17 protein-coding genes are annotated in these 21,561 nt (G+C 44.3%); 10 read left to right on the top strand and 7 right to left on the bottom strand.

The features are described 5' to 3' along the window. Window positions 1–7 precede the first annotated feature (7 nt). From lolA to serS, 3 genes are all read left to right on the top strand, one after another. Window positions 8–619 (top strand): outer membrane lipoprotein chaperone LolA, encoded by a 612-nt coding sequence (gene lolA, locus XDD1_RS07205; RefSeq protein WP_045973379.1) that lies wholly within the window; start codon window positions 8–10, stop codon window positions 617–619. 8 nt (window positions 620–627) lie between these two features. Continuing rightward, window positions 628–1,971: a replication-associated recombination protein A gene (locus tag XDD1_RS07210; RefSeq protein ID WP_045969951.1), complete on the top strand. Its 1,344-nt coding sequence runs from the start codon at window positions 628–630 to the stop codon at window positions 1,969–1,971. Window positions 1,972–2,165: 194 nt separating this feature from the next. Further along, window positions 2,166–3,455, top strand: a complete 1,290-nt coding sequence (serS, locus tag XDD1_RS07215) for a serine--tRNA ligase (protein ID WP_045969953.1) — start codon at window positions 2,166–2,168, stop codon at window positions 3,453–3,455. A gap of 65 nt (window positions 3,456–3,520) precedes the next feature. Here the strand turns inward: serS and XDD1_RS07220 are convergent, their stop codons facing one another. The 7 genes from XDD1_RS07220 to ycaO form a co-directional block, all read right to left on the bottom strand. Beyond that, complete coding sequence (locus tag XDD1_RS07220) at window positions 3,521–4,351, bottom strand: BPSS1780 family membrane protein (RefSeq protein ID WP_045969955.1); 831 nt, start codon at window positions 4,349–4,351, stop codon at window positions 3,521–3,523. A gap of 132 nt (window positions 4,352–4,483) precedes the next feature. Next, entirely contained in the window at window positions 4,484–4,855 is a 372-nt protein-coding gene (locus XDD1_RS19875; RefSeq protein ID WP_231854475.1) for a hypothetical protein, read from the bottom strand. Beyond that, a complete protein-coding gene (locus XDD1_RS19880) occupies window positions 4,836–5,297 on the bottom strand; it encodes a hypothetical protein (protein ID WP_231854476.1) in 462 nt (153 codons plus the stop codon). The genes XDD1_RS19875 and XDD1_RS19880 overlap by 20 nt, the downstream gene beginning before the upstream one ends. 444 nt (window positions 5,298–5,741) lie before the next feature. Beyond that, a complete protein-coding gene (pflA, locus tag XDD1_RS07230) occupies window positions 5,742–6,482 on the bottom strand; it encodes a pyruvate formate lyase 1-activating protein (RefSeq protein WP_045969957.1) in 741 nt (246 codons plus the stop codon). A gap of 139 nt (window positions 6,483–6,621) precedes the next feature. Beyond that, entirely contained in the window at window positions 6,622–8,904 is a 2,283-nt protein-coding gene (gene pflB, locus XDD1_RS07235; protein ID WP_045969959.1) for a formate C-acetyltransferase, read from the bottom strand. 54 nt (window positions 8,905–8,958) lie between these two features. After that, entirely contained in the window at window positions 8,959–9,816 is an 858-nt protein-coding gene (focA, locus tag XDD1_RS07240) for a formate transporter FocA (protein WP_045969961.1), read from the bottom strand. A gap of 322 nt (window positions 9,817–10,138) precedes the next feature. After that, a complete protein-coding gene (gene ycaO, locus XDD1_RS07245) occupies window positions 10,139–11,902 on the bottom strand; it encodes a 30S ribosomal protein S12 methylthiotransferase accessory factor YcaO (protein WP_045969963.1) in 1,764 nt (587 codons plus the stop codon). 147 nt (window positions 11,903–12,049) lie between these two features. Here ycaO and ansB point away from each other — a divergent pair, with 147 nt between their 5' ends. The 7 genes from ansB (at window position 12,050) to XDD1_RS07280 (ending at window position 21,527) form a co-directional block, all read left to right on the top strand. Continuing rightward, window positions 12,050–13,093: an L-asparaginase 2 gene (gene ansB, locus XDD1_RS07250; RefSeq protein ID WP_045969965.1), complete on the top strand. Its 1,044-nt coding sequence runs from the start codon at window positions 12,050–12,052 to the stop codon at window positions 13,091–13,093. 296 nt (window positions 13,094–13,389) lie between these two features. Next, window positions 13,390–14,478 (top strand): 3-phosphoserine/phosphohydroxythreonine transaminase, encoded by a 1,089-nt coding sequence (serC, locus tag XDD1_RS07255; RefSeq protein ID WP_045969967.1) that lies wholly within the window; start codon window positions 13,390–13,392, stop codon window positions 14,476–14,478. A gap of 75 nt (window positions 14,479–14,553) precedes the next feature. After that, window positions 14,554–15,864 carry a 3-phosphoshikimate 1-carboxyvinyltransferase gene (gene aroA / locus XDD1_RS07260; RefSeq protein ID WP_045969969.1) on the top strand — a complete coding sequence of 437 codons (1,311 nt, stop codon included), beginning with the start codon at window positions 14,554–14,556 and terminating at the stop codon, window positions 15,862–15,864. Between the two features lie 154 nt (window positions 15,865–16,018). Next, window positions 16,019–16,705: a (d)CMP kinase gene (gene cmk / locus XDD1_RS07265; RefSeq protein ID WP_045969971.1), complete on the top strand. Its 687-nt coding sequence runs from the start codon at window positions 16,019–16,021 to the stop codon at window positions 16,703–16,705. Between the two features lie 193 nt (window positions 16,706–16,898). Next, complete coding sequence (rpsA, locus tag XDD1_RS07270; RefSeq protein ID WP_045969972.1) at window positions 16,899–18,572, top strand: 30S ribosomal protein S1; 1,674 nt, start codon at window positions 16,899–16,901, stop codon at window positions 18,570–18,572. 73 nt (window positions 18,573–18,645) lie between these two features. Next, window positions 18,646–18,936, top strand: coding sequence for an integration host factor subunit beta (gene ihfB / locus XDD1_RS07275; protein WP_045969974.1), 291 nt, complete (start codon window positions 18,646–18,648; stop codon window positions 18,934–18,936). Between the two features lie 293 nt (window positions 18,937–19,229). After that, window positions 19,230–21,527, top strand: coding sequence for a ComEC family protein (locus tag XDD1_RS07280; RefSeq protein ID WP_231854477.1), 2,298 nt, complete (start codon window positions 19,230–19,232; stop codon window positions 21,525–21,527). Window positions 21,528–21,561 lie beyond the last annotated feature (34 nt).

A 21,561-nucleotide genomic window follows, 5' to 3' on the forward strand; every position in this document is an offset into this window, starting at 1 on the left:
CTCGCACATGAAAAAACTGATGTTGATTGGTTGTCTGATAATGGGTGTGAGCATAGGTTCTGCCTGGGCTGATGCGACGCAGGATCTACAAGGGCGCTTGGGAAAGGTGAATAGCTTTCATGCCAGTTTTACGCAAACAGTGACGAGTAATGATGGTTCGACGATCCAAAAAGGAGCAGGGGAACTTTGGATCAAACGTCCTAATTTGTTTAACTGGCACATGACCTCACCTGATGAAAGTGTTTTGGTTTCTGATGGTAAAACGTTGTGGTTTTATAATCCTTTTGTTGAACAGGTGACTGCAAATTGGTTAAAAGAAGCCACAGGAAATACGCCATTTATGCTTATTGCGCGTAACGATCCTGCCGACTGGAAACAGTACAAGGTTGTGCAAAACGGCAATCACTTTGAACTCATGCCACATAATACTAATGGCAATTTAAAACATTTTTCAATTACCGTGACGCCGGAAGGCACGATCCAAAAATTTACTGCCGTTGAACAGGATGGGCAAAAAAGTGCTTATCAATTGCAAGGGCAGCAAAATACCCACGTGGATGCGGCGAAATTCAAATTTATCGTGCCAGAAGGTGTCACGCTGGATGATCAACGCCAGTGAGGTCTTAAGTGAACAATCTTTCTCTCGATTTTTCACAGAATGAATTTCAGCCACTGGCCGCAAGAATGCGGCCAGTCACATTAGAAAATTATATCGGCCAGCAACACTTGTTGGCGGAAGGAAAACCGCTGCCACGGGCAATCCGAGCGGGCCTCCTCCACTCCATGATCTTATGGGGACCGCCCGGAACCGGAAAAACAACACTGGCCGAAATTATGGGTTATTACGCGCAAGCGGATATTGAACGTATTTCGGCCGTCACTTCTGGCATAAAAGAGATCCGTGAATCTATAGAAAAAGCCCGGCAAAACCGTCATGCAGGGCGCAGAACCATCTTATTTGTCGATGAGGTTCACCGATTTAACAAAAGCCAGCAGGATGCGTTCTTACCCCATATCGAAGACGGTACGATCACATTTATTGGTGCAACGACCGAAAATCCTTCCTTTGAATTAAATTCAGCCTTGTTGTCACGAGCGCGTGTTTATTTATTGAAATCACTTTCAACGGCAGAAATTGAACAGGTGCTGATTCAGGCCATGAACGATGCAGAGCGAGGTATTGGTGGGCAAGATATTGTATTACCAGACAATACTCGTCAGATGATAGCAGAGCTGGTGGCGGGAGATGCCCGTCGCTCACTGAATTTGCTGGAAATGATGTCGGATATGGTGGAAACCAATGCGCAAGGGCAACGGGTTTTGACACCGGAATTGTTAAAAGAAGTGAGCGGGGAACGCAGTGCCCGGTTTGATAATCAAGGTGATCGATATTACGATTTAATTTCTGCCCTGCATAAATCGATCCGTGGTTCAGCGCCTGATGCGGCGCTTTACTGGTATGCCCGAATTATCACCGCAGGCGGTGATCCCCTTTATGTTGCCCGCCGGTTACTGGCCATTGCTTCTGAAGATGTGGGCAATGCTGATCCACGCGGAATGCAGATAGCCATTGCGGCGTGGGATTGTTTTACGCGCGTCGGGGCGGCCGAAGGGGAAAGAGCGATTGCACAGGCCATTGTCTATCTTGCTTGTGCACCGAAAAGTAATGCGGTTTATACTGCATTCAAAGCCGCGATGGCGGATGCGCAGAACAAACCCGATTATGACGTGCCTGCCCATTTGCGTAATGCCCCGACTAAGCTGATGAAAGACATTGGGTTTGGGGAAGAGTACCGTTACGCTCATGATGAAGCGAATGCCTATGCGGCTGGCGAAGTCTATTTTCCACCAGAAATGCAGCAAACCCGTTATTATTATCCGGCTGCCAGAGGGTTGGAAGGTAAGATTGGCGAGAAATTAGACTGGTTAATGGAACAGGACCAAAATAGCCCGATAAAACGCTATCGTTAATTTTCTTGATACGGTAAGGTTTATACTCGTCGTACTTCAAGATGCATTGATTATCCCCCCGCGTCGCGGGGGGATAATAAGCCGCGTTTATCTTGCGAGCTGAAACTTGAAGCTTATAGGGATATACCTAACAATCTTTTTCAATAACACTTTTTCAATAACCATTTTTCAATAACAACAAGCACAGGACTAGCATGCTCGATCCAAATATACTGCGTAATGAGCTAGACGCAGTCGCCGAAAAACTGGCTCGCAGGGGTTATACCCTTGATGTGGAGACGCTGCGCCAACTCGAAGAGCGCCGCAAAGTTTTACAAGTTGAAACTGAAACCCTGCAAGCAGAACGTAATTCCCGATCGAAGGCTATTGGTGCAGCGAAAGCCCGTGGTGAAAATATTGAACCACTGCGTCAGGAAGTGAATCAGTTGGGAGAAAAACTGGATTCAGCAAAAGCTGAACTGGAAACTTTGCAGGCTGAGATCCGTAATATTGCATTAAGCATGCCGAATATCCCAGACGATGCTTCTCCGGATGGAAAAGATGACAGTGATAATCTGGAAATAAGTCGTTGGGGTGAACCTCGCCAGTATGATTTTGAAATCAAAGATCATGTCTCACTGGGAGAGTTGACCGGCGGCCTTGATTTTGCGGCAGCGGTTAAATTGACGGGTTCACGTTTCGTCGTCATGAAAGGTCAGATTGCTCGTTTGCACCGTGCCATCGCGCAGTTCATGCTGGATCTGCATACTGAACAGCATGGTTATCTGGAAACTTATGTTCCTTACTTAGTTAACCATGACTCTCTGTATGGTACGGGTCAGTTACCTAAATTTGGTGAAGATCTGTTCCACACCCGGCCATTGGAAGAAGAAACTGGCAGCCATTATGCCCTGATCCCAACGGCGGAAGTTCCCGTTACCAACTTAGTTCGTGATGAAATTCTGGATGAAAGCATGTTGCCGCTGAAAATGACGGCACATACTCCGTGCTTCCGCTCTGAAGCAGGCTCTTATGGCCGTGATACTCGTGGCCTCATCCGTATGCACCAATTTGATAAAGTTGAATTGGTTCAGGTTGTTCATCCTGAAAAATCCATGGAAGCACTGGAAGAACTGACAGGGCATGCTGAGAAGGTATTGCAGTTACTGAATCTTCCTTACCGTAAGATGCTGTTGTGTACGGGTGATATGGGTGCGAGCGCAAGAAAAACTTACGATCTGGAAGTCTGGTTACCGGCGCAGAATACTTATCGCGAAATCTCCTCTTGTTCCAATATGTGGGATTTTCAGGCTCGTCGTATGCAGGCGCGTTTCCGTGGTAAAGATGACAAGAAAACGCAGTTGGTGCATACACTGAACGGTTCTGGTCTGGCGGTAGGTCGTACTCTGGTTGCTGTGATGGAAAACTATCAGCAGGCCGATGGTCGTATTGAAATCCCGGAAGCATTGCGTCCTTATATGAATGGACTGGAATATATTGGTTAATGCCATTTTATTCTTAATCAAAAAGCGCCGAATATGGCGCTTTTTTTACGGGCCACAATCATGAATTAATTTGTTATCGCTATCTCATCTTTTTGAGATTCTTGTTTATAAAAAACACGACGATAAGAGGAATAATAGGTTACCAGAGTTAATGGAGTGATGAATAGAGCCCCTAAAAACAGAGGGATCATAGAAATAACGAACAAAAGATAGAGAAAAATAATAAATAGTATTACACCTAAGAAGTTTTTCCAGAAAGCATTAAGACTCATTGAAAGCGCTTTTCCTACATTAAAATCTTTTAATATAATTAATGCAGGCGAAAACCAAGAGTATGCAGTAAAGAAAAACAAGGAAATCAGGGAAACACAAAGCGATAAAAATGATGTTTCTGAATGATCATCAATGGCCATTAGAGCATAATAGAAAGATGAATAGAGATCATCGAAAACAACCGGGTAGAGATCATCACCGTCCAGCAAGGCAGAAATAACCCCTCCCAGTGTCCTTATGCCACAAATAATGATACCCACCGTCAATAAAGTGCTAAATTTATAACGGAAACCAGGAAATAACTTTCCTAATTTAAATTTACCTGTCGTTCTTTGTGTTTCGCAAATGGCAATAATTCCGGCAAGCAATAACGGCTCCAGTACATCAGACAGGAGAAAACCAAATTTAGGAATGAGTAAAATACCTAAACTGATAACACCATAGATAATTCCCATTAATATCCACATACCAAGTTTGGGAGATATAAAATGCCAGGCATCACTTATCCAGGCAATAGCTGCACTTGCTCCAATGGCTTGACCATCAGGAATAAAGACAGTGTGCTCATTAACTGAGTTATTATGTGGTTTTTCTAAATCAGGAGGAAGATTTTTATTATCCATTATTTTTCCCTTATGTTAATAATAGATCTTATTCAACTTTAATCTTTTCATTCCAACATGCAATGTCATTAAATAGTAATAAAAAAGCGCTAGAAACAGCGCTTTTTACATATCAATTTCTACGAAAAATATTTAGCTAATTAAGCGAGATTTTGTCTCTTGAGATTCTGGCGCATAAAAGATACTGCGATAGGAAGTATAATAAGTTGCCATATATAAAGGGAAAGTAACAATTAAACCTAACATAATTGGAATAGCAGAAATTGACAACAGAATGCCCATCAGCAAGAAGAAGAGAAAACCGCCGAAGAGGTTTTTCTTAACTGCGCTCAGGCTCATTGATACTGCTTCACCAAATTTTAAGTCATTGATGATAATCAGGGCTGGCGCAAACCAGCTAAATGCAGCGGCAACGATGCTAAAGAGTAATATAACTAATAGTGCTAACATCAAAGTAGACAGGCCACCCACTAATAGCATCGGATCAGGATCTTGCCCAGTCAAAATGATTTGTATTAGGCTTGTTCCTCCAAGCATGACAGCAGCAATACCACCCAGTATATATACCGATAACAAGTCCACCGACAGCCATTAATGAACCAAGTTTATTCTTAAACCCATGGAAAAGTAATTCAATATCAAAATCACCGGTTGTTCTTTGCTTTTCGCTGGCAGCAATAAATCCAGCAATAAATACCGGGCCAAACAGAGCGCTGACCATATTGCCAACAGGAATGAACTGCAAAGCTATCATAATGATAAAATAGATAAAGGCTATTAATATCCATTTCATTGGCTTTGCTTTAAACATTTCCCACGCATTACCAATCCATTCTGTCGCAGCTCCAGCTCCCACGGCACGGCCATCTGGAATGAATGTATCTTTTTCCTTGCTCAAAGAGACGTTGTTTTCTCCTGAGTTGGGATTCATATCATGAGTATCCATATCTTTTCCGATTTATTTTACTGAATAGTAATTGTTGAATTGACTTTTTTCTATGCCTGTTTTATTGGCACAAGTTGTTATAGAAGGCGGCAGGATTATCATATAAAAATTATTAATCAACAAGTATTAATTTTAATCTTTATCGGTGGAAAAGAGGGATTTTTATAGGTAATGATGAATATAGGTAGAGTTTTTTATTGATTATCTGGCTATCATTTTAGCTTAATTTTCTAATTTCTCTTTACATAAAGTAAATGATTTCATTTTGCTGTCATATATTGTCTGTTTTTAGAATAAAATATTTTTCTCCTTATTGTTAGATTATTCTGATCTATGCTTTATTTTGACCATAGCAAACTGACCTCAAATGATTGAGAATCAGTTTTTATGCAGAATGACAGATTACTCTATTAATTAGAGGGTTAGAGGATAAGGAGGGGGAATCTAATAGATTACATGATGACCATAACGGCTCAAAATACCTTTTACTCGCTCCATTGTCTCTTTTGATGGCGGTTTAACATCTTCCAATTGATATTCCTCACCCATGGCAATCCATTTATGTTTACCCAGTTCGTGGTAGGGCAAGAGTTCTATTTTTTCAATATTTTTCATCTCTTTGGTAAACTCACCCAGTGAATGAACGGATTGATCATCATCCGACCAACCGGGAACGACAACATAACGGACCCAGGTTTTTTGATTACGTTTTGCCAGATAACGGGCGAATTCAAGCGTCCGGTGATTGGATACGCCGACTAATTTTTGGTGAATATCATCGTTAAGCTGTTTTAGATCCAGCATCACCAGATCGGTCGCGTCCAGTAGCTCATCGATCACCGGATCATAACGGCGCACAAAGCCATTGGTATCCAGACAGGTATGAATGCCTTCTTCATGGCAAGCCCTGAACCAGTCACGTACAAATTCAGCCTGAAGAATGGCTTCACCACCGGAAGCGGTGACCCCGCCGCCCGAAGCATTCATAAAATGACGATAGGTCGTTGCTTCTTTTATTAATTCTTCAACCGTGACGGTTTTTCCGCCGTGGGTATCCCAAGTATCGCGGTTATGGCAATAGAGGCAGCGCATAAGGCAGCCTTGGAAAAACGCGATAAAGCGGATACCGGGGCCATCGACGGTGCCGCAAGATTCAAAAGAGTGGATACGGCCAAGTACGGACATGAAGGGATTTCTCCAAAACTGACAAGCTAATAAAGGCCCCAAGTATTAAGGGGCCTTTAGTGTATGCCATTTTATTTCAATAGAACATAATGACATGCTGAGGTAACGCGATTTTAATTCACTCTATTTCAAGTCATTATCAAATAGATTGAGTAAATGTACGGGTGATAACGTCCCGTTGTTGTTCTTTCGTCAAAGAGTTAAACCGCACCGCGTAGCCTGATACACGAATGGTCAATTGAGGGTATTTCTCAGGATGTTCCATGGCATCCAACAGCATTTCGCGGTTCATCACATTGACGTTCAGATGCTGACCCCCTTCGATATCCGCTTCGTGATGGAAATAACCATCCATCAGACCCGCCAGATTGGCTTTACGCACTTCATCATCTTTACCCAACGCATTGGGTACAATAGAGAACGTGTATGAAATACCATCTTTGGCATAGGCAAACGGCAGTTTAGCCACCGAAGTCAATGACGCCACGGCACCTTTTTGATCGCGCCCGTGCATTGGGTTCGCACCGGGTCCAAAGGGTGCGCCGGCACGACGCCCATCCGGCGTATTACCCGTTTTCTTACCATAAACCACGTTTGAGGTAATGGTCAGCACTGATTGTGTCGGAATGGCATTGCGGTAGGTTTGTAGTTTCTGAATTTTCTTCATGAAACGTTCAACCAGATCACACGCGATATCATCAACACGGGGATCGTTGTTACCGAATTGTGGATATTCACCTTCAATATTGAAATCAATTGCCAGCCCATCTTCATCGCGGATTGGGGAAACCTTCGCATATTTAATCGCAGACAGTGAGTCAGCAGCAACAGACAGGCCTGCGATGCCACACGCCATGGTGCGAACCACATCACGATCATGCAGTGCCATCAATGATGCCTCGTAGCTATATTTATCATGCATGTAGTGGATGATATTCAGGGCCGTGACATACTGTTTTGCCAGCCAATCCATGAAATGATCCATGCGATCCATGACCTTATCATAATCCAGCACGGCGTCTTTCATGGGTTCTTCTTTCGGGCCAACCTGCATTTTCATTTTTTCATCCACACCGCCGTTGATGGCATACAGCATGGTTTTTGCCAGATTCGCGCGGGCGCCGAAGAACTGCATTTGTTTACCCACCACCATTGGGCTGACACAGCACGCGATAGCATAATCATCGCTGTTGAAGTCAGGGCGCATCAGGTCATCATTTTCATATTGCAGGGATGACGTATCGATCGAGACTTTTGCGGCAAACTTTTTAAAGCTAATGGGCAGTTTTTCAGACCACAGGATGGTCATGTTAGGTTCCGGGGATGGTCCCATGGTATAGAGCGTATTCAGGAAGCGGAAACTGTTTTTGGTGACCAGCGTCCGCCCATCCAGGCCCATACCCGCCAGTGATTCGGTTGCCCAAATAGGGTCGCCGGAGAACAGCTCATCATATTCTGGTGTACGCAGGAAACGTACCATGCGCAATTTCATGACCAAATGGTCGATCAGCTCTTGAGCTTGTTGTTCGGTCAATTTACCTGCCCGAATATCACGTTCGATGTAGATGTCCAGGAAGGTGGAAACACGGCCAAAGGACATCGCCGCCCCGTTTTGGGATTTAACGGCGGCCAGATAAGCGAAATAAGTCCATTGCACGGCTTCTTTGGCATTGGTGGCAGGGTTGGAAATATCATAGCCATGTTTAGCCGCCATCTCTTTGATTTGACTCAGGGCACGGTGCTGTTCGGCAAGCTCTTCACGCAGGCGAATGGTCGCTTCTAACTCTTCGCCGTTTTCCAATTTTTCCTGCAAGGAGGTGAATTGAGCAAATTTCTCATCGCGCAGGACGTCGATACCGTACAACGCAACACGACGGTAATCGCCGATAATGCGACCACGGCCGTAAGCATCAGGCAGGCCGGTCAAGACACCCGATTTACGGCATTTCAGTATATCGGGGGTGTAAACATCGAATACCCCTTGGTTATGCGTCTTACGATATTCAGTGAAAATTTGTTTCAGTTTTGGGTCGAGTTCGCGATCGTAAGCTTTACAGGAACTTTCAACCATTTTAATGCCACCAAAGGGAATAATGGCACGTTTCAGTGGCGCTTCGGTTTGCAGGCCAACGATTTGTTCCAACGCTTTCTCAATATAACCGGCATCATGAGAGGTAATGGTAGACGCAATATCAGTATCAAAATCTACCGGTGCATGGGTGCGGTTTTCGATTTTGATACCTTCCATGACTTTTTCCCACAAAACGTTTGTCGCTTCTGTGGCACCCTCAAGGAATGATTCATCCCCTTCATACGGGAGATAGTTTTTCTGGATGAAATCACGGACATTGACTTCATTCTGCCAGCTACCCTCGTTAAAGCCTTGCCATGCTACAGAAAATTTTTCGTTTAACTCGGACATGATACTTCTACCTTTTAACAGTGGAAATTTTAAGAAATCTGATAGGGAGGCAACTTACTGTTTTTTGTCGCCACGTAAATACATCAACCAATAAGCCAACCCGACCAATACCGCACCGCCAATAATGTTACCTATCGTGACAGGGATCAGGTTATCAGTAATAAAACTGGAAACGTTCAGTTGGGGAAATTTTTCAGGGGTTGTCCCTGCTTGCTGCCAAAATGCTTCTGGGGCGAAGTTTTTGATTATGATCCCGAACGGAATTAAGAACATGTTAGCGATACTGTGTTCAAAACCACTCGCAACAAACATGCCAATGGGCAGGATTAATGCAAATAGCTTATCGATCAAACTGCGTCCGGCATAGCTCATCCAGACAGCCAGGCATACCATCAAGTTGGCTAAAATCCCCAGACATACGGCCTCGACAAAAGAGTGGTGCATTTTATGGTCTGCGGTCTGTAAGACATTCAAACCCCAAGCCCCATTGGCAACGGCATATTGGCCGGAATACCAAACCAAGGCGACGAAAAACAGGGCGCCAATCAGATTACCGATATACACGTTAATCCAGTTTTTGAACATTTGAGACCAAGTGATACGTCCTGTCGCTTTTGAAATGATCGTTAATACGGTGGACGTGAAGAGGTCGACACCACATATCACCACTAACATCAGGCCAAGGGAGAAACAGATCCCGCCGGTTAATTTCGCTAATCCATAAGGAATAGAGGCGGTTCCGGTTGTTGCCGTAATATAAAAAACAAAAGCAATGGAAATAAACACACCTGCCATGATTGCCGATAAATACGTCACTGCGGGATGTTTATGGGTTTTATAGACACCACTATCATCAGCGATTTGTGCCATTACAGCAGGCGGAAATAAATTAAAAGGGTTGTCAGTTTTCATACTAACACGCTCTTTATCCTTGATTAATTATAGCACGCCTTGATAGTAACAAACGGGCATTGGCCTGAATTTGATATGGATCATATTAGGCTGAAAATCTAATGAAGTATGGCAGGATAAACGAGATGATTTTATGATAACTTAATGATTTTAAATGATAAATATTTTTAATTTTTATAAAATATTTTATATTGGTGCTTTTAGTCTTTTGGAGATTAAAAGTAAAATAACAGGTTAAATTGTCATTTATTTGTTATTTAAAAATAAATTGTATTTAACCTGAAATTTACTTTTTGTTATTAACAAACGCTAATGCAACAGTTTATTTATTCGACCAAAATTCACGTTTGGCTTTTTGCAGTTTCTCATAAGCATTCAGTAATGCTTGATGAGCGGGCAATGCTTTTAATTCTGAATCAATAGCCCATAGGCCATGGAAGCAGTTTTCTCCGGCAAGCGCAGCAGAAGCCGCATCGACCGTGTCTTGACCGTACATTTTGACAAATGCCTGATAATACTGCTCTGGTTTGCGATCTTCTTCTTGAGTCAACAGCAACAGCGTTTGCAGACAGCGATAATAGTTAGCACGTTCCGCCGTGAAAACCGAGGCATTAAAATCTTGTGTCCACTCAACCCAAATCAGGGCTTGTTCCAAGTCTTTGCCGGCCAGTGCCAGCATGGATTTCAATTCACCAATACGCAGGTTGCTCCAGCCGTTATCTTTACCCGCCGCAATGCCCAATAACTCACGGACACGGGTGAAATCATCCAAACCTTCATCATCTAACTGTTCGAGGAAAGCCAAATATTCTTCTGGCTGCCATTGGCTTTCCGGCAATGCCAGAATGGTGTCGCGCAGATGAGTTCCCATGGTGTTATTGGCAATGTGCAGATCTTCGACCGGATAAATATCGGACATGCCGGGCACCAGAATCCGGCAAGCGTAAACGCCAAGATGCTCATAATCAGCAACATAAACTTCTGCATCCAGTTGATTGAAGATCCCCATCAGGGTGGTGAACTCTTCCTCTGTCGTTCCGCTGAAATTCCAGTCGGCAAACTCATAATCGGCATCTTGCTTAAACAGATCCCAACTGATTGCACCGCTGGAATCAATAAAATGAGTTTCCAGATTAGTATGCTCAGAAACTTCCTCATCATCAAAACTCGGCGGAGTGAAGACATCCAAATCTTTCAGGCTACGGCCTTGCAACAGTTCTGTGACTGTGCGCTCCAGTGCAACACCAAAATCAGGATGGGCGCCAAAGGAGGCAAAACAAGTGCCATTATTAGGATTGAACAGGACGACGCAAATGACGGGAAATTGCCCACCCAGTGAAGCATCGTAACAATAGAGCGGGAAGCCTTCTTCCTGCAATTTATTGACCGATGCCACCACGCTTGGGTAGTGATCCATTATCTCTTGTGGAATTTCAGGCAAACTGATGCATTCTGCGATAATGCGGTTTTTCACATAGCGCTCGAAGACTTCCGATAATCCCTGAACACGTGCTTCATTCATGGTATTGCCGGCTGACATGCCGTTTGAAACGTACAGGTTTCCGACAATATTCATTGGAATATAAATCGTTTGATGATCTGACAGGCGAGTGAATGGCAGGGCACAGATCCCACGCTCTTCATTACCCGATTGCAGATCAACTAACTGGCTGGCGCAAAGCGCGTTATCTGGATTGTAAAAACGGTGCAGGCGTTCGTCTAAAATCCCCTTTGGCAGAGAATCATCTTCTGGCAATGGGAACCATTTTTCATTTGGATAATGAACAAACTCGCCATTAGCAACGGTATTACCGAGATAAAAATCAGCAAAGAAATAGTTTGTCGATAGACGCTCAAAATATTCTCCCAATGCAGAGGCCAAAGCCGCTTTCTTGCTGGCACCCTTGCCATTCGTAAAGCACAGCGGGCAGTCACGATCGCGGATATGTACTGACCAAACATTCGGAACAGGATTCAGCCATGAGGCCTCTTCAATATTAAAACCAAGAGACTCCAGTTTGTGCTGAAAGCGGCTAATGGAGTCTTCCAACGCGGCATCTTTGCCTGGGATATAGGTCTGCGTCATCGTGATTCACTTCAATGTATGTTAAAGGCGCATATCATACGGCGTTTTTTTTATCCGCTCTATCAATTCCCAAAAATTATTGTTAATTAGAGTTTATTTATTGTGAGTTTACATAATAAAATGGCTTTTTTTACAAAAGGTTGAATAATGAAAAAGACTAAAATAACAGCAATTGCCGGTTTTCTGGCTTTAGTTAGTGGTTCTGCTTTCGCTCTGCCAAACATTACGGTTTTGGCAACTGGAGGCACAATTGCCGGGGGTGGTGAATCTGCAACTCAATCGAATTATACCGCGGGTAAAGTAGGCATTGATGCCCTGCTGAATGCGGTACCGGCAATTAAAAATATTGCGGATTTGAAAGGCGAGCAGGTTGTCAGCATCGGTTCTCAGGACATGAACGATCAGGTGTGGCTGACTCTGGCGAAAAAAATCAACGCAGATTGTGACAAAACCGATGGTTTTGTTATCACCCATGGTACTGACACCATGGAAGAAACGGCATATTTCCTCGATCTGACCACACAATGTCAGAAGCCTGTCGTGATGGTGGGGGCAATGCGTCCATCGACTGCGCTGGGTGCTGATGGTCCGTTAAACCTGTACAACGCAGTGGTGGTTGCGGCTGATAAAAACTCAGCAAACCGTGGTGTTCTGCTGGCGATGAATGATTCCGTTATTCATGGCCGTGACATTGGTAAACTGAGCACAACCGAAGTTCAAGCATTCCAGCCTGTGAATGCGGGTGCTCAGGGTTTTGTTCACAATGGTAACGTACACTACTATTCTGCGGCATCAGTCAAGGCCGGCAAAGCTGCTTTCGATGTGAGCAAGCTGGATAAATTGCCAAAAGTTGGCATCGTTTATAACCATTCCAACGCCTCTGATCTGCCGGCCAAAGCCTTTGTTGAAAATGGCTATCAGGGTATTGTCAGTGCCGGCGTCGGTAACGGTAATATCTATAAGTCCATTCTTGACACACTGGCGACAGCCGCTAAAGAGGGTGTTGTTGTTGTTCGCTCCAGCCGTATTCCTTTCGGTTATACCACTCAGAATGCGGAAGTTAACGACAGCAAATATGGTTTTGTCGCATCAGAGCGTCTGAATCCTCAGAAAGCGCGCGTGCTTCTGCAATTGGCTCTGACGCAAACTGCTGATGCTGCAAAAATTCAGGAAATGTTTAATAAATATTAATTCCTGATTGAAGTCTATAAAAAGGCGCATTTGATGCGCCTTTTTATATTCCAATTATTTCTTACACTCATCAATAATTTTCTTTTTTAAATAAAAACCAATATTACTCAGACTATTTTCTTTGACGTTTTCTTATTTTGGTTATAACTCATTGCATTATTTATCATAAGATGATTCATCAACGAGTTATGCTATAGGTTTCAACAAATGTTTAATAACCGTTGCAGCGCTACGGCGGGAGTGATAAAACCAATACGTCCGATTTTATTGTATCCATTGATAGGGTGAAGTTAATAATGAGTCAGGTATATAATTTCAGCGCTGGTCCAGCTATGTTGCCAGCAGAAGTATTACGACGTGCAGAGCAGGAACTTTGCAACTGGCACGGCTTGGGGACATCGGTAATGGAAATCAGCCACCGCAGCAAAGAGTTTGTGGCTGTTGCAGCCGAGGCAGAAAAAGATCTCCGAGATTTATTAGCAATACCTGAGAATTACAAAGTGCTGTTTTGTCACGGCGGTGCCCGTGGGCAATTCTCGGCGTTACCGCAAAATTTATTGGGTGATAAATCGACAGCAGATTATATTGTGAGTGGCTACTGGTCTGAATGTGCAGCGAAAGAAGCAGAAAAATATTGCACGCCAAATATCATTGATATCAGGGCAGAAACGGATGGTGTCAAAAGTGTGAAGTCGATGAGTGAATGGGCCTTGAGCAGCGATGCGGCCTATATCCATTATTGTCCGAATGAAACGATTGACGGCATTGCCATTTTTGAAGAGCCTGATTTTGGTGACGATAAAATTGTCATTGCCGATTACTCTTCAACCATTCTCTCTAATCCCATTGATGTTAGCCGTTATGGGGTTATCTATGCCGGGGCACAAAAAAATATTGGGCCAGCAGGCATAACGGTTGTCATTATCCGTGAAGATTTATTGGGTAAAGCACACCCGCATACGCCATCTATCTTGGATTATACGGTACTGGCCCAATATGACTCTATGTATAACACGCCACCGACATTTGCATGGTATCTGTCCGGCATGGTCTTCAAATGGTTAAAAGAGCAAGGCGGGTTACAAGAAATCAGCAAACGTAACCATGCAAAAGCCGAACATCTCTATCGCGCGGTTGATAAAAGCAAGCTGTATATCAACCGCGTTGCCCCGGAAAACCGTTCTATCATGAATGTCCCATTCCAACTGGCTAACCCAGCATTAGATAGTCAGTTTCTGGAAGAGGCCTATGCGCACGGGCTACATGCGTTGAAAGGGCACAAAGTTGCAGGGGGCGCTCGTGCTTCCATTTATAACGCCATGCCTTATGAAGGTGTAAAAACATTGGTTGAATTTATGGCTGATTTTGAACGCCGCAACGCATAATGTTTTATCGTCGGGAGGGATAACGCCTCCCGCTCTCGATTATCCCAATGAAAAAACCGGAGACTCCCCGCTATTATGCAATCCCTGACGTTACAACCTATTTCCCGTATTAATGGAACAATTAACTTGCCCGGTTCTAAGAGTGTGTCTAACCGCGCTTTGTTACTGGCTGCGTTTGCCAAGGGAACAACCCGGCTCACCAATTTATTGGACAGCGATGATATCCGTTACATGCTTAATGCTTTGACTGCATTGGGTATTTCCTATCGCCTATCCGCTGACCGTACTGTCTGTGAAGTCGAGGGGATTGGCGGTCGCATTACAGGTAAAAGCGGTATTGAATTGTTCCTCGGTAATGCCGGCACCGCAATGCGTCCATTGGCTGCGGCGCTATGTTTGGGTGAGGAATGTTTGGGAGAAGACAGCAATACGAGCGTGGTATTGACCGGCGAACCTCGGATGAAAGAGCGTCCCATCGGTCATTTGGTCGATGCACTGCGCCAAGGCGGGGCAAAAATTGATTATCTTGAACAGGAAAATTATCCTCCCTTGCATATCAAGGGGGGATTTTCGGGCGGCAAAATTACCGTTGACGGCAGTGTCTCCAGCCAATTCCTGACCGCTTTGCTGATGGCTGCGCCATTGGCGAAAAACGACACGGAGATCCGCATACAAGGTGATTTAGTATCGAAACCTTATATTGATATTACCTTGGCACTCATGAAAAGTTTTGGTGTAACAGTGGCCAATGAACACTATCAGGTTTTTCACATTCAAGGTCAGCAGCAATATTGGTCTCCGGGGCAGTATCTGGTGGAAGGCGATGCTTCATCAGCATCTTATTTTCTGGCCGCAGCCGCCATTAAAGGCGGCACCGTTCGTGTTACGGGCATTGGCAAAAATAGCCTGCAAGGGGATACCCAATTTGCCAATGTGTTGGAACAGATGGGGGCGACTGTTCGTTGGGGGGATGATTTTGTCGAATGCGAACGTGGCACATTGATCGGTATTGATATGGATATGAATGCCATTCCTGATGCGGCAATGACGATTGCGACAACCGCATTGTTTGCACAGGGAGACACCGTTATCCGCAATATCTATAATTGGCGGGTAAAGGAAACGGATCGGCTGAATGCGATGGCAACGGAATTACGAAAAATAGGTGCCGAAGTGGAAGAAGGGCATGATTATCTTCGAGTTTCTCCACCAGAAAAACTCAATCATGCTGAAATTGAAACCTATAATGATCATCGAATTGCAATGTGTTTTTCGCTGGTGGCCCTATCGGACACCCCAGTCACCATCCTTGATCCAGGCTGTACAGCAAAAACATTCCCAGATTATTTCAATCGGCTTGAAAAGCTCAGTCAATACACAAAATAAATAGAGATGGAAATAAATGGGCTTTGCCTGTTTTTCTCACCTGTTGAGCACCGTATAATAAGGCCGATTTTTATTGCTTGCTAATTAAGCAATTTTTTGCATTCGGTAGATGACCTGTCTGTTATACGAATGTTATGCGAAAAGGAGGATAATAATGGCGGCAATAGCCCCAGTAATAACCGTTGATGGGCCAAGTGGTGCTGGCAAGGGAACGCTATGTCAGGCATTGGCTGAAGCGTTAGATTGGCAATTGCTTGATTCAGGTGCCATTTATCGTGTATTGGCACTGGCAGCCATCCATCATCAGGTGGATATCCAGTCTGAAGACGCTCTGGTTCCTCTGGCAGCAAACCTGGACGTTCGTTTTGTGCCTGAAAATGGCAAGCTCCGGGTGATTCTGGAAGGCGAAGATGTCAGCAATGAAATTCGTACCGAAACCGTTGGAAACACAGCTTCACAGGCGGCGACATTCCCACGTGTCCGTGAAGCGCTCTTGCGTCGGCAGAGAGCTTTCCGTATTGCGCCTGGGCTGATAGCCGACGGCCGTGACATGGGAACCATCGTGTTTCCTGACGCACCAGTGAAAATATTTCTTGATGCAAGCGCGCAAGAACGAGCTCGCAGACGCATGTTACAGTTGCAGGAGAAAGGTTTTAGTGTTAATTTTGAAAACCTTTTGTCCGAAATACAGGAGCGGGATTTCCGCGACCGCAATCGGGCAGTTGCGCCTTTAGTGCCTGCACAAGATGCATTGATCTTGGATTCGACCAGCATGTCTATCGAAGAAGTGATTGATAAAGCACTGACTTATGCGAGAAACGCGCTGGAAATACCCGCATAATCTTAATTTTCGTAAATACACGCTTGCAGTCGTGTATCAAGAAGATGTATATAGAATTCTGGTGTATTGGTAGTGAAATATGCTGGTACACTAAAAACACCTTGTAACAGGGAAAAGTTGCGAGGCATGTAAAACAACCCCATTCGGCTGGAAGCTAAATGGACGTTAATTAAAAAACTTGAAGATCATTAACATGACAGAATCTTTTGCTCAACTCTTTGAAGAATCCCTACAGGTTATCGAAACTCGCCCAGGTGCCATCGTTCGTGGCGTCGTAGTTGCTATCGATAAAGACGTTGTATTGGTTGACGCAGGTCTGAAATCAGAATCTGCAATTCCTGTAGAACAATTCAAAAATGCTCAGGGTGAGCTGGAAATCCAAGTTGGCGATGAAATCGACGTAGCTCTGGATGCGGTAGAAGATGGTTTCGGTGAAACTATCCTGTCCCGTGAGAAAGCGAAACGTCACGAAGCATGGCTGATGCTGGAAAAAGCATACGAAGAAGCTGAAACTGTCACTGGTATTATCAATGGCAAAGTAAAAGGTGGCTTCACTGTAGAACTGAACGGTATCCGTGCGTTCCTGCCAGGTTCACTGGTTGATGTTCGCCCTGTCCGTGACACGGCTCACCTTGAAGGCAAAGAGCTTGAGTTCAAAGTCATCAAGCTGGATCAGAAACGCAACAACGTCGTTGTTTCTCGTCGTGCAGTTATCGAATCTGAAAACAGCGCAGAACGTGATCAGCTACTGGAAAACCTGCAAGAAGGCATGGAAGTTAAAGGTATCGTTAAGAACCTGACTGACTACGGTGCGTTCGTTGATCTGGGCGGCGTTGATGGCCTGCTGCACATTACTGATATGGCTTGGAAACGTGTTAAACATCCAAGCGAAATCGTCAATGTGGGCGATGAAATCACAGTTAAAGTACTGAAATTCGACCGTGAGCGTACTCGTGTATCTCTGGGTCTGAAACAACTGGGTGAAGATCCATGGGTAGCAATCGCTAAACGTTATCCAGAAAGTACTAAACTGACTGGTCGCGTAACTAACCTGACTGACTACGGCTGCTTCGTTGAAATCGAAGAAGGCGTTGAAGGTCTGGTACACGTTTCAGAAATGGATTGGACCAACAAGAACATCCACCCATCCAAAGTTGTTAACGTTGGTGACGTTGTGGAAGTTATGGTTCTGGATATCGATGAAGAACGTCGTCGTATCTCCCTGGGTCTGAAACAGTGTAAAGCTAACCCTTGGCAGCAATTTGCTGAGACTCACAACAAAAATGACCGTGTTGAAGGCAAAATCAAGTCTATCACTGACTTCGGTATCTTCATCGGTCTGGACGGCGGCATCGACGGTCTGGTTCACCTGTCTGATATCTCCTGGAACGTTGCAGGTGAAGAAGCAGTTCGTGAATACAAGAAAGGCGACGAAATCGCTGCTGTAGTTCTGCAAGTCGATGCAGAGCGTGAGCGTATCTCTCTGGGCATCAAGCAACTGGCAGAAGATCCATTCAACAATTACCTGTCTGTAAACAAGAAAGGTGTAATTGTGACTGGTAAAGTCACTGCAGTTGACGCAAAAGGTGCTACAGTTGAATTAGCTGACGGCGTTGAAGGTTACCTGCGTGCATCAGAAGCCTCTCGTGACCGCGTTGAAGATGCAACTCAAGTTCTGAACGTTGGCGATGAAGTTGAAGCTAAATATGTTGGCGTTGATCGCAAAAACCGCGTAATCAACCTGTCTGTTCGTGCAAAAGACGAAGCTGATGAAAAAGACGCTATCGCTTCTGTGAACAAACAAGAAGATACAAACTTCGCTAACAACGCAATGGCTGAAGCTTTCAAAGCAGCTAAAGGCGAATAATCTAAGTCAATAACGGCGGGTAATATTTTCGAGCAGGGGATATTACCCGAATACGGTAGTTTAGGGAGGTACCATGACCAAGTCTGAATTAATCGAAAGACTTGCGGAGCAACAATCTCACATGCCGGCCAAAGCCGTTGAAGATGCAGTGAAAGAAATGCTTGATCATATGGCAGAAACATTAGCCGCAGGTGAACGTATTGAAGTTCGCGGATTCGGCAGCTTTTCTCTTCACTACCGGGCTCCGCGTGTGGGTCGTAACCCAAAAACAGGTGATAAAGTGGAATTGGACGGTAAATATGTTCCCCACTTTAAACCGGGTAAAGAGTTACGTGACCGCGTGAATATCTATAGCGATAGCTAAGATATCAGTTATTACTTAATTAAACTAACGGCACCTTAGGGTGCCGTTTTTTGTATATCCAATTTTTGCACCTCTGATTTTTGTGAGAATAACCGTATTTTCTTGAGAATTGTCTCTTCGGTTTGAGAATTAATTTGCGAAGCGGTTCCACAGTAACATTTTTCCAACTGGCAGCCAGATTTATTATGCAATAAGCTCTTTTGCGTGAATGGAATATCAGCGCAGAGGCATAATGGATGCAGCCTATAATATTTTCCCCTTTTACCTATTTATTCGCTATTTGGCGAAGACCGATGCCGCATATCAGTCTAAATTTAGCGGCATTAGTCATTGTGTTGGGTATTCTGCCTTTATTGTTCCTTGCGGAGCTTCCTCGACAAAAAGTCATCCAATATCTGATTTTTCTGGCATTTTGTTTACTGTTTTTTCCTTATAAAACCACGCGGCTAATATCATTAGGATTATTGGCATTTATTTTGGGATGTTGGCATGCTCATCAAATTTTATCGGAAATAACGTATTTCAGCGAAACTTCTCGTACTGCAACCGTTATGGTTGATAGTGTATCGTTAGAAAGTATAACCAATGAAACAAAGGAGAATGATAAAAAGGCGCGCTATCGTATTCGGCTGATTGAGAGCAATGGGAAATATATTTTTCCTGCCTTATATGCATCAGTATCATGGGACTCTCAGGAGTTGCTGTGTGCGGGTCAGAAATGGCAGGTGACAATGAAACTCAGGCCTGTTCATGCGCAATTAAATCAGGGTAGTTATGATAGCCAACGCTATTTACTTTCTATTCGTCAGCCATTGAATGGAAAAATTATTAAGGCAAAACCACTTAATAGAAACTGTAACCTTCGGCAAGATTTCATTAATAAATTGCTACCAGAAATTCAGCCACTAAAACAGTCGGGTATTGCGTTGGCACTGGCGTTCGGTGAAAGGGCGTGGTTGGATAAATCAACTCGCTTGCTATTACAGCAGACAGGCATTGCTCATCTGATGGCAATTTCAGGGCTGCATATTGCCATGGCCAGTTTATTTGGCTGGTGTTTTGCGAGAATCATGCAATTTTTCTTTCCGGCAAAATGGATTGGATTCCGCTTCCCATTAATCATGGGCTGGTTAATGGCAATATTGTATGGATGGCTGTCTGGTTGGGGAATTCCAGCCGTTCGGGCGATATTGGGGCTAACCCTATGGATTTATTTACGCTGTAAAAGCCAGCTTTGTTTTTCATGGCAATGGGCTTTGTGGAGTGCCGCCCTTATTTTATTTTTCGACCCTTTAGCTATTCTTTCTGACAGCTTCTGGCTCTCATTTACTGCGGTGATGGCACTGTTATTTTGGTTTCATTGGATGCCTTTGCCAGCAAGAATTCGTTACGGTTGGCGCTGGGCATGGTTGCGTGGACTGCATATGCAGTTGGGTCTGATGTTAATGCTGTTACCGTTGCAGCTTTTGTTATTTCAGGGCGTTAATATTGCCTCATTGGTGGCTAATTTATGGGCTGTCCCGATTATCTCTTTTGTCTCTGTGCCATTAATTATGTTGGGGATCGTGGGTATTTTTCTTCCTGTTATCCAACCATTCTTATGGCAACTGGTTGATTACAGCGTTTTATTTGCCTTGGCACCTTTACCTGCCTTGATGCACTCATGGTTTGAAACCGGGCACTATCCTATTGTGATGACGCTGGCAGGCTGGTTTTTCGTTGTGATTTGGCGATTCAGGTGGTGGCGATCTTATCAATGGTTATTGGGGATTTGCATCGGAATTATTGCGTGTTATGCCAAGCGTTCCAATGATTATCAATGGCGCTTCTCAATGCTGGATGTGGGGCATGGATTGGCTGTGGTCGTTGATAAGGGAGGAAAAGCAATCATTTTCGATACCGGCAATCGTTGGGAAACGGGCAGTATGGCCGAAAAAGTCATTGAACCTTATTTACGTTGGCATCGGTTAACACCAGGGCAAATCATCCTTAGCCATGATCATTTGGATCATACGGGAGGCATGGAATATCTGATGGAAAAATATCCTGATGTCCAAATCAGAAGCCCTTCGTTAAATCAGGCTCATTTACCCTGTGTCCGCGGTGAACAGTGGATATGGAAGGGATTAAATTTTGAAGTTCTCTGGCCACCGGAGAAGACAGCGATTGTGGGCAATAATCAATCTTGTGTGATCCGCATTGATGATGGTAAACACAGTCTATTATTAACCGGAGATTTGGAAAAGCAGGGCGAGTACCGTTTAGCAGAGCTTGAGAAGGATTATCTGCATGCAACCGTACTACAAGTACCTCATCATGGGAGTAATACCTCTTCTACTTCGGTATTTATACGCAGGGTGATGCCCCAATATGCTTTGGCTTCAGTCGCACGCTATAGCCCGTGGAGGCTGCCTTCAGTGAAAGTGAAACAGCGCTATAAAAAGGCCGGGGTTGAGTGGCAGAGCACCGCCGTTTCTGGTCAGATAACCGGCTATTTTTACCGCGATCACATTAAATTAGAAGGTTATCGACAACAAATAGTATCACGATGGTATCATCAGTGGTTTGGTAATCGTGGCGATCATGAGTAGAATGACTCGCTATTTCTTTTGGTTTTGGTAACTC

This window comes from Xenorhabdus doucetiae, assembly GCF_000968195.1.
Classification (GTDB): domain Bacteria; phylum Pseudomonadota; class Gammaproteobacteria; order Enterobacterales; family Enterobacteriaceae; genus Xenorhabdus; species Xenorhabdus doucetiae.